This window comes from Synechococcus sp. H55.9 (assembly GCF_047462355.1).
In the GTDB taxonomy this organism is placed as follows: Bacteria; Cyanobacteriota; Cyanobacteriia; order Thermostichales; family Thermostichaceae; genus Thermostichus.
This window is the reverse complement of sequence record NZ_JANSJB010000048.1, coordinates 11679-13896: the sequence shown is the minus strand read 5'-3', so window position 1 is coordinate 13896 and position 2218 is coordinate 11679. Positions and strand designations below refer to the sequence as shown.

Here is a 2218-nt window from a genome sequence, read left to right as displayed (position 1 = left end):
TTCCAAAAAACTCGGCCTCGGCAGGCTGTCGGAAAACCCACAAGCCTTGATGTACCCTACTATACGCCACAGGCGGCTTTGGAGATACTCCGTTTCCCAAAGAAAATTAGGTTTGGGTTCAAGTCAAAGCTACTCGTGTTTTAACGGATCCCTTGGGAGCCACAGCCTTGGCCGCGGGCGGGCTATTCTGGGTAGCAGGTTTGTAGCCTTGAGGTGTGGGTGTGACGGAGGCCCTGTTGCGTCGGTTGGATGTGGCCACAGAGGCGGCTCTGGAGGCAGGGGCTTTGCTGCGCAGTTACGTGGGGGGCAACCTTGCCATTGAGGAGAAACGCCCGGGCGACCTGGTGACGACAGCGGATCGCGCTTCCGAGGAGCTGATCATAAAAATCTTGAGGCGGCACTTCCCCGAAGACGTGATCTTGACGGAAGAATCCGGCCAACAGGGATCCCCGCAGGGCACCTACGCCTGGATGATCGATCCCCTCGATGGCACCACCAACTTTGCCCACGGCTATCCCTTTGCTGCCGTTTCTATTGGTCTGCTGGAGGGGCGGGAGCCGGTGCTAGGAGTGGTCTGCGACATCTTTCGCGGGGATCTCTTTCGCGCCGTGCAGGGGATGGGAGCCACCCGCAACCGCCAGCCCATCCGCGTCTCCTCTACTACCGAACTCTCCCGCAGCCTCTTGGTAACCGGCTTTGCCTATGACCGGCGCGAAACCCCCGACAACAACTACGCTGAGTTCTGCCACTTCACCCACCTCACCCAGGGAGTGCGCCGGGGCGGATCGGCTGCCCTGGACTTGGCCTACGTGGCCACCGGCCAGTTGGACGGCTATTGGGAGCGAGGTCTCTCCCCCTGGGACATTGCCGCCGGGATTGTCTTGGTGCGAGAGGCCGGCGGCAAGGTCACTGCCTACGATGGCAGCCCGGTGGATGTGTACAGTGGCCGCCTGCTGGCCAGCAACGGCTGGTTACACGCTGCTCTTCAGGAAGAACTGGCCCAGGTCAGCCCCCTGCCGGTCTCCTTCCCCATGCGGCGGCCTCGAGAGCGAAACGGCCAAAGATAAAGATGAGGTAAAGTTCAGGCAAAAATTGGGTAAGCTTTACGCACAGGCCCTTATGGCTCCTCCCCAAGGTCAGAGAGATAGCTTGGCCGGGAAAACACTCCGGCGTTGTTGTTGGGCGGCAGGATTTGGCCTGGCGCTTCTCTTGGGGATCCCGGCCTACCCTCAGCCTGCCCAAAAACCGGCCCTGCCCGCTCCTGCCGGCGAGCGAGCCCAGCCCCCCGATTCCCGTTGGGCCGAAATTCAGGCGCGGGGGCGCATCCGGGTTGGCCTGGATCCCAGCCTGGGCCCGGCTTACCTCTACACCGACCTAGAGCGGCAAACCTACGCCGGCTTTGAGTGGGATATCCTCGAGGCGCTTGCCCAGACGCTGCAGGTGCAGGTGGAGCCCGTCTACGTGGCTTGGAGTCAGCAGTTGGCGGCTTTGCAAGCGGATGAGGTGGATCTCATCTGGGGGGCGCGGGAAGCTTTGGGCTTGGATCCACAGCAATTTCTCGCCACCCGACCCTACTACCTCAGCCCCCAGCGCTTGGTGGTACGGGATCCGGGGCCAGGGGAAACTCCCATTGAGGCGCTGTCGCAATTATTTGGCCGCAAAGTGGGCATTGTAGTGAACAGTACGGGAGCAGCTCTGTTGGAGGCGTACAACGAGAGGCGGGGCAACGCCATTCGTCTTTTTGCCACCAGCAACCCGGAGCGCCTGTTTGCTCAGCTCCAGGCCGGCCAGTTGGATGCCGTACTCGTCGATCAGCCCGTTGCCGCCCTGAGCCTGCGCCAGGCAGGATCCCGACTGCGCCTGGCGGGGCCGCCTCTGTTCCCGATTCCTCTGGTGGGCGTGGTATCCTCGCAGCATCCTTCTCTGAAGGAAGCCGTGGATGGGGCAATCGCAATCCTGACCGAGAACGGAACTTTGCAACGCATCTTGGAGAAGTGGCAACTATGGGATCCAACTCTGATGTCCCCCGCCTCAGCCGAGGACTAGCCCGCTACGAGACGGACCATTTCGCCATCTTGGGCGTACCCCTCACCGCCGACTCCAAAGGGATCCGGCGCGGCTACCTGCAGGCGGCTAAGGCCCTGCACCCGGATCGGTTTGTCGGGGATCCGGAAGGGGCAGAGCGGGCCAACGTCCTCTTTGCCAAGCTGGTCAGCCC

General features: G+C 62.1%; 3 protein-coding genes. All 3 read left to right on the top strand.

The annotated features are described in order from the left end of the window. Positions 1–215: 215 nt before the first annotated feature. Positions 216–1067, top strand: coding sequence for an inositol monophosphatase family protein (locus NW857_RS07795; RefSeq protein WP_414333754.1), 852 nt, complete (start codon positions 216–218; stop codon positions 1065–1067). A gap of 52 nt (positions 1068–1119) precedes the next feature. Further along, positions 1120–2046, top strand: coding sequence for an ABC transporter substrate-binding protein (locus NW857_RS07790; protein ID WP_414368558.1), 927 nt, complete (start codon positions 1120–1122; stop codon positions 2044–2046). Further along, on the top strand, positions 2004–2218 hold a 215-nt coding region (locus NW857_RS07785), incomplete at its 3' end, for a J domain-containing protein (protein ID WP_414368556.1). The genes NW857_RS07790 and NW857_RS07785, both read left to right, overlap by 43 nt.